This is a genomic window from Nocardioides sp. P5_C9_2, assembly GCF_054049555.1.
The window spans coordinates 1-6,610 of record NZ_JBFUMD010000193.1 but is presented as its reverse complement, the minus strand read 5'-3'; the positions used below and the strand labels follow the sequence as shown (position 1 = coordinate 6,610).

Sequence of the window (6,610 nt, the reverse complement as noted above, 5' to 3'; positions counted from 1 at the left end):
CCCCACCGGTGGGGGTGCATCTCGGGCGTCATGCGTTACACTGTGACACATGACGTCACTTCGTCACAACGGTTCCCGGACACCCTCCTCTCCGCAGGACGGCTACCTCGACGCGGCCCGGGCCTGCATCCTCGACGTCGGGTGGCGTCGTACCACGCTCACCGAGGTCGCCCGCCGCGCCGGCGTCTCCCGGATGACGATCTACCGGGCCTGGCCGGACATGCCCCAGCTGCTCGGCGACCTGATGACCCGCGAGTGGACGGCGATCGTCACGGCGAGCGACCCGGAGCTCGACATCGCCGACCGGATCCTCGCGACCGTCCACGCGCTGCGCGACAACGAGCTCTTCGTCCGCATCGTCGAGCTCGACCCCGAGCTGCTCCTGCCCTACCTCCTGCACCGCCGCGGTCGCTCCCAGGACCTGATCCTCACCCTGATCGAGGACGCGGTCCGCGCGGGCCAGGCGGACGGCACGATCCGCGCCGGGCCCCCGACCGTGATCGCCCGCTCGCTGGTGCTGGCCGCCCACGGCTTCGTGCTCAGCGGGCACACCATGGTCGACGACGACGTGAGCGAGGAGGACCTCTACGGTGAGGCACGCCTCGTCATCGCCCGGGTCCTGGCCCCGTGAGCTCGCGATGACCCGCATCCGCGCCGGCCTCGACGACCTCCCCGACCACGTCGACCTGGTCGTGGTCGGCCTCGGGATCACCGGCGCCGGCGCCGCCCTTGACGCGGTCACCCGGGACCTGAGCGTGCTGGGCGTCGACGCCCACGACCTCGCCTTCGGTACGTCGCGCTGGTCGTCCAAGCTCGTCCACGGCGGGCTGCGCTACCTCGCCCACGGGCAGGTCGGGGTGGCCCACGAGAGCGCGGTCGAGCGCGGCATCCTGATGGAGGTCACGGCCCCCCACCTCACCCGACCGCTCCCGATGCTCGTCCCCCTCATGTCGAGCGTCTCCCGCCGGCAGGCCGGGGTGACCCGGCTCGGGTTGCGGGCCGGCGACGCGCTGCGGATCTCCGCCCACACCGATGCCGAGACCCTGCCCGCCCCCCGACGCGTGTCGGCCACCGAGGCGCTGCGGATGGCGCCGGCCCTGCGCCGCGACGGCCTGCGCGGGGGGCTGCTCTCCTGGGACGGCCAGCTCGAGGACGACGCCCGCCTGGTGACCACCGTCGCGCGCACCGCGGCGTCGTACGGCGCCCACATCCGCACCCGCTGCCGGGTCACCACCGCGACCGGCACCCGGGTGGACCTGCGCGACGAGCGCACGGGTGCCCTGCGCACCGTGACCGCCGGCGCGGTCGTCAACGCGACCGGGGTGTGGGCCGGCGACCTGGCCGCCGAGCTCAGCCTGCGCCCGAGCCGGGGCACCCACCTGGTCCTGCGTGCGGAGACGCTGCCGGGCCTCACCGTGGCCATCACCGCCCCGATCCCCGGGGAGACGAGCCGTTTCGTGCTGGTCCTCCCCCAGCCCGACGGCACCGTCTACGTCGGCCTCACCGACGAGCCGGTCGAGGGCCCCGTGCCCGACGTGCCGGAGCCGACCGAGGCGGAGATCGGGTTCCTGCTCGACGTGGTGGGGGCCGCGTTCGCCCGGCCGCTGCGCCGCGACGACGTGGTCGGGGCCTTCGCCGGGCTGCGCCCGCTCCTCGACGCCGGACCGGGGCGCACCTCCGACCTCTCCCGCGAGCACGCCGTGCTGACCGGCCCCACGGGCCTGGTGACGGTGGTCGGCGGCAAGCTCACGACGTACCGCCGGATGGCCCAGGACGCCGTCGACGCGGCCGTCGAGCACAGCGGCCTGGCCGCCGGCCCCTGCGTCACCGCGACCACGCCGCTGCTCGGCGCGGCACCCCGTGACGAGCTGGCACGGCTCGAGCTCCCGACCCGGCTGGTACGCCGCTACGGCACCGACGCCGCGCTGGTGCTGGCCGCCGCGCGGGCGACCGGGCTGGACGACGCCGAGCTGTTGGCCCCGGCCTCCGACCGGGTGCCGGTCACGCTGGCCGAGCTCGTCTTCGGGGTGACCCACGAGGGCGCGGCGGACGTCGAGGACCTCCTGGATCGGCGTACCCGGGTCGGGCTGGTCCCGGCCGATCGCGAGGTCGCCGAGCCTGTGGCCCGACGGGCCCTCGACCTCGCGTCCCAGCTGGTGTAGCCGAGTCAGCCGGCCGGGAGCGCGACGTAGGTCGTGTCGACGTACTCCTCGATGCCCTCGAAGCCGCCCTCGCGCCCGAAGCCACTCTCCTTGACCCCGCCGAACGGCGCGGCGGGGTTGGAGACCAGCCCGGTGTTGATGCCGATCATCCCGGCCTGCAGCGACTCCTGGAGCCGCATCGTGCGCGCCAGGTCGCGGGTCCACGCGTAGGCGACGAGACCGTACGGCGTGGCGTTGGCCGCGGCGACCCCCTCCTCCTCGGTGGTGAAGGTGGTGATCGGCGCGACCGGGCCGAAGACCTCCACCGAGTTGATCTGGGCCTCGGCGGGCACGTCGGTGAGCACGGTCGGCGGGTAGAAGTGGCCCGGACCGCCGGGCGCGGTGCCACCGGTGACGACCTTCGCCCCGTCGTGGACGGCGTCGGTGACCAGCTGGCTGACCGAGTCGACGGCGTCGGAGTCGATGAGCGGGCCGACCTGGACCCCGTCGTCCTGCCCGCGACCGACGCTCATCGCGCCCATCTTGCCGGCGAGCGCCGTCGCGAACTCCTCGGCGACGTCGACGTGCACGAGGAAGCGGTTGGCCGCCGTGCAGGCCTCACCCATGTTGCGCATCTTGGCGATCATCGCGCCGGCCACCGCGGCCTCCACGTCGGCGTCCTCGAAGACCACGAACGGCGCGTTGCCGCCGAGCTCCATGGAGACGCGCTGGAGGTGGTCGGCCGACTGGCGGACCAGGATCTTGCCGACCTCGGTGGATCCGGTGAAGCTCACCTTGCGCAGCCTGTCGTCACCCATCAGCGCGGAGACGACGGTGGCCGCGTCGCTGGTCGGCACCACGTTGACGACGCCGGCCGGGACGCCGACCTCACGCAGCAGGTCGGCCAGCTTGAGCATGGTGAGAGGCGTCTGCTCGGCGGGCTTGACGACCATCGTGCAACCGGCGGCCAGCGCGGGGCCGATCTTGCGGCTGCCCATCGCCAGCGGGAAGTTCCACGGCGTGRCGAACAGGCACGGCCCCACCGGACGCTTGAGGGTCAGCAGCCGGCTCTTGCCGTCCGGGGCGTTCATGAAGCGGCCGTGGATGCGCACCGCCTCCTCGGCGAACCAGCGGAAGAACTCCGCGCCGTAGGCCACCTCGCCGGCCGCCTCGGCGAGCGGCTTGCCCATCTCGAGGCTGATCGTGCGGGCGAACTCGTCGGTCCGCTCGATGATCAGCTCGTACGCCGATCGCAGCAGCTCACCGCGCTCGCGCGGGGCCGTGGCCGCCCACCCGGCCTGCGCCGCGACGGCGGCGTCGAGGGCGTCGGCCGCGTCCACCTCGCCGGCGTCGGCGACACGCGCGAGAACGGTCCCGTCGGCGGGATCCTCCACCTCGAACCGGCGGCCGTCGTTGGCCTCTCGCCACTCGCCGTCGATGAACAGGAGCTCGGGCTGATCACTCATGAAATCCATCGTGCCAGACGGCGCCGACGGTGCCGTCCGGTCTGGACCTGCGACCGCTGGACGGGGCCGGTCCTGACCAGTTCGACGATCTCGCCAAGACCGGGACGGCCCGCCCCTGGGGGTGAGACAGTTCTGCCCGCGAGCCCCTTGCTGACCCCATGCAGCAAGGGGCTCGCGTGCCTCCGGGCGCCTCCCGGAGAGGCCCGCCGCCGACCGTGGTCCCCAGCGCGGTGGAGGAACATCCCGCGTCCACCCCCGCGAACCGCCGCCCCAGTGGGGCGCCGCGCCCGAATCCGGCGGAGTGTTGGCGTCCCGAGGGAGGTCGGCTAGTCTAGGTGAACAGAAAGTGAACGGGAGGTGTCGCATGAGCGACCACACGATGACCACACCGCGGCACGACGGCCTCGTCTGCCGGTGGGTCGAGGTCACCGACGCGTCGGGACGCACGCACATGGAGGCGCGCTGGGGTGCGCCCCGGATCGCAGCGCTCGCCCCGCACGCCGCCTGAGACCGTCCGACTCCACACAAGGAGCCACCCGCCCGCCAGGGCCGGTGGCTCCTTGTCGTGCGCACGGTGTCGCGAGTGCACGGTGTCGGGAGTCACGGTGTCGGGAGTCACGGTGTCGCGGGTGCACGATGTGGACGGGTCCCCGGGAATGAAACGGACCGCGGTACTGTTTAGGTAGTTGAATTCTCCACCACCCACGGACTTCCACCATCCACGGAGTTCCACCACCTACCCAGGGAGACACCATGACCGACTTCGACACCCCCACCACCGCCATCGCCGACATCACCGGCGACTACACGATCGACCCGTCGCACAGCACCCTCGGCTTCGTCGCCCGCCACGCGATGGTCACCAAGGTCCGCGGCCAGTTCAACGGCTTCGAGGGCACCGCCCACGTCGACGCCACCGACCCGGCGCAGAGCCGCGTCGACCTGACCATCCAGGTCGCCACCGTCGACACCCGCAGCGCCGACCGCGACGGCCACCTCACCTCCGGCGACTTCTTCGACGCCGAGACCTACCCGACCATCCGCTTCGTCTCCACCGACGTGAAGCGCGACGGCTCCGAGTGGGCCGTCACCGGTGACCTGACGATCAAGGACGTCACCAAGTCGGTCACGATCCCGTTCGAGGAGACCGGCTCCGCGCAGGACCCCTTCGGCAACGTGCGCGTCGGCTTCGAGGGTGCGACCACGATCAACCGCAAGGACTTCGGCCTCACCTGGAACGCCGCGCTCGAGACCGGCGGCGTCCTCGTCTCCGAGAAGATCAAGCTGGAGTTCGACATCTCGGCGATCAAGTCCGCCTGAGCCGCTCGGCGTACCCAGCACGACCCACGACACAGCTCGAGCCGGCGCCCGCACACCACGTGCGGGTCGCCGGCTCGCTGCATGTCCGGGGCGGGCTCAGCCCTTGTGGCGCGGCTTCCGCGACCGCTCGGAGTCGTCCGAGCCCGGGGCGCGGGAGTCGGCCCGGCGCGAGGGCGGACCTCCGTCGAGGCGGATCTCGATGAGCTTGCCGGAGATCCGGGTGCCCGACAGCTTGTCCAGCGTGCCGGCCGGCAGGTCGCGGGGCAGCTCGACGAGGGAGAAGTCCGGGCGGATGTCGATGTGCCCGAAGTCCCCGCGGGACAGCCCGCCCTCGTTGGCCAGGGCGCCCACGATCTGGCGCGGCTCCACCTTGTGGCGCTTGCCGACGGCGATCCGGTACGACGCCATGTCGACGTCGGTGCGCCCGCGCGGGCGACGCTCGGGCTTGCGGCCCCCGCCCCGCTCGGGTCGCTGCTCGCGGGTGTCGAAGGTCCGCTGCACCGGCTCGGTGGCGGGGTCCAGCACCAGCGGCTGGTCGCCGTGCATCACCGCGACCAGGGCGGCGGCGACGTCGGCCTCGGGCACGTCGTGCTCGTTGACGTAGTGGGCGACGACGTCGCGGAAGAAGTCGAGCTTCTCCCCGGCCAGGGCGGCGGTGATCGCGTCGTCGAAGCGGTTGAGCCGGGTCGAGTTGATGTCCTCGATCGTCGGGATCTGCATCTGCGTGATCGGCTGGCGGGTGGCCCGCTCGATCGCGCGGAGCAGGTGCTTCTCGCGCGGGGTGACGAAGGCGATCGAGTCACCGGCACGACCGGCGCGACCGGTGCGACCGATGCGGTGGACGTAGGACTCGGTGTCGGTGGGGATGTCGTAGTTGACGACGTGGCTGATCCGCTCGACGTCGAGGCCGCGGGCCGCGACGTCGGTGGCGACCAGGATGTCGAGCTTGCCCGACTTGAGCTGGTTGACGGTGCGCTCGCGCTGGACCTGCGGCACGTCACCGTTGATCGCCATGGCCGAGAAGCCCCGGGCCCGCAGCTTCTCGGCGAGCAGCTCGGTCTCGTTCTTGGTGCGGACGAAGACGATCATCCCCTCGAAGTTCTCGACCTCGAGGATGCGGGTGAGGGCGTCGACCTTCTGCGGGTAGGAGCAGATGAGGTAGCGCTGGGTGATCGTGGACGACGTCGTGGTCTTGTTCTTGACCGTGATCTCGACGGGGTCCGCGAGGTACTTCTTGGAGATCCGACGGATCTGGGCCGGCATCGTGGCGCTGAAGAGAGCGACGTGCTTGTCGTCGGGGGTGTCGGCCAGGATCGTCTCGACGTCCTCGGCGAAGCCCATCTTGAGCATCTCGTCGGCCTCGTCGAGCACGAGGAAGCGCAGCTGCGAGAGGTCGAGCGTGCCCTTCTCGAGGTGGTCCATGATCCGCCCGGGCGTGCCGACGACGACGTGGACGCCGCGGCGCAGGGCCGAGAGCTGGACGCCGTACCCCTGGCCGCCGTAGATCGGCAGGACGTGCACGCCCTTCATGTGCGCGGCGTACTTCTCGAAGGCCTCGGAGACCTGGAGCGCGAGCTCACGGGTCGGCGCCAGGACGAGGGCCTGGGGGGTCTTCTGCGACAGGTCGAGCTGGGAGAGGATCGGCAGCGCGAAGGCCGCCGTCTTGCCGGTGCCGGTCTGGGC

The 6,610-nt window shown here is 72.0% G+C and carries 6 protein-coding genes; 4 read left to right on the top strand and 2 right to left on the bottom strand.

The features are described from left to right. Positions 1–49: 49 nt before the first annotated feature. Positions 50–631 carry a TetR/AcrR family transcriptional regulator gene (locus ACXJKL_RS11220; protein WP_457207132.1) on the top strand — a complete coding sequence of 194 codons (582 nt, stop codon included), beginning with the start codon at positions 50–52 and terminating at the stop codon, positions 629–631. Positions 632–638: 7 nt separating this feature from the next. Further along, on the top strand, positions 639–2,162 hold the full coding sequence (locus ACXJKL_RS11215) for a glycerol-3-phosphate dehydrogenase/oxidase (protein WP_457207131.1): 1,524 nt from the start codon (positions 639–641) through the stop codon (positions 2,160–2,162). Between the two features lie 5 nt (positions 2,163–2,167). Here ACXJKL_RS11215 and ACXJKL_RS11210 read toward each other — a convergent pair whose 3' ends face one another. Beyond that, positions 2,168–3,607 (bottom strand): NAD-dependent succinate-semialdehyde dehydrogenase, encoded by a 1,440-nt coding sequence (locus tag ACXJKL_RS11210; protein WP_457207130.1) that lies wholly within the window; start codon positions 3,605–3,607, stop codon positions 2,168–2,170. Positions 3,608–3,971: 364 nt separating this feature from the next. On the opposite strand from ACXJKL_RS11210, the gene ACXJKL_RS11205 reads away from it, so the two are divergent. Both ACXJKL_RS11205 and ACXJKL_RS11200 read left to right on the top strand, forming a co-directional pair. Beyond that, positions 3,972–4,115, top strand: coding sequence for a hypothetical protein (locus ACXJKL_RS11205; protein WP_457207129.1), 144 nt, complete (start codon positions 3,972–3,974; stop codon positions 4,113–4,115). Between the two features lie 245 nt (positions 4,116–4,360). Further along, a complete protein-coding gene (locus tag ACXJKL_RS11200) occupies positions 4,361–4,927 on the top strand; it encodes a YceI family protein (RefSeq protein WP_457207128.1) in 567 nt (188 codons plus the stop codon). 96 nt (positions 4,928–5,023) lie between these two features. Here ACXJKL_RS11200 and ACXJKL_RS11195 read toward each other — a convergent pair. After that, on the bottom strand, positions 5,024–6,610 hold a 1,587-nt coding region (locus ACXJKL_RS11195), incomplete at its 5' end, for a DEAD/DEAH box helicase (protein ID WP_457207127.1).

Bases quoted from the DNA above. Each gene is read 5' to 3' on its own strand.
- ACXJKL_RS11205 (WP_457207129.1), top strand. From the start codon at position 3,972: ATGAGCGACCACACGATGACCACACCGCGGCACGACGGCCTCGTCTGC.
- ACXJKL_RS11220 (WP_457207132.1), top strand. From the start codon at position 50: ATGACGTCACTTCGTCACAACGGTTCCCGGACACCCTCCTCTCCGCAG.
- ACXJKL_RS11215 (WP_457207131.1), top strand. From the start codon at position 639: ATGACCCGCATCCGCGCCGGCCTCGACGACCTCCCCGACCACGTCGAC.
- ACXJKL_RS11200 (WP_457207128.1), top strand. From the start codon at position 4,361: ATGACCGACTTCGACACCCCCACCACCGCCATCGCCGACATCACCGGC.